Origin of the sequence: Pseudomonas viridiflava (assembly GCF_900602065.1) — a bacterium.
In the GTDB taxonomy this organism is placed as follows: Bacteria; Pseudomonadota; Gammaproteobacteria; order Pseudomonadales; family Pseudomonadaceae; genus Aquipseudomonas.
In genome coordinates this window covers 1-529 of sequence record NZ_UWFN01000011.1, presented here as the reverse complement: position 1 = coordinate 529, position 529 = coordinate 1, and the positions used below count along the sequence as shown (strand labels likewise).

Below are 529 nucleotides of genomic sequence, written 5' to 3'. Positions count from 1 at the left end.
GGTAACGACATTTACATCGTCGGTGCAGGCGATACCGTGGTCGAAACCCTGGCAGTCGACGGCATTGATCTGGTCAGGTCCTCGGTCGATTTCGAACTGGGCGATAACCTCGAAAACCTGACGCTGACCGGCAGCAGTAACCTCAATGGCACCGGCAACAGCCTGGCCAATATCATCACCGGCAACGACGGCAATAACATCCTTAACGGCCTGGACGGTGCCGATACCTTGATCGGCGGCAAGGGCGATGACACCTATGTAGTGCAATTGACGGCCACCAATACCCTGCAAGACACCGTCACCGAACTGGCAGGCCAAGGCGCCGATACCTTGCAGGTGACTGGCGGAACCGGCGGCCGCGCAGCGGTCACCCTCGCGTTGGCGGCAACGCTTGAAAATCTCGACGCCAGCCAGACCGAAGCCCTGCTCAACCTGACCGGCAACGCCTCCAATAACATCCTGACCGGCAACGCCGGGGCCAACGTTCTCAACGGTGGGCTGGGCGCTGACACCCTGATTGGCGGCCAGG

The 529-nt window shown here is 60.7% G+C and carries 1 pseudogene; it reads left to right on the top strand.

The features are described 5' to 3' along the window. Window positions 1-529: pseudogene (locus EE949_RS00055) on the top strand (calcium-binding protein); the annotation flags it as partial.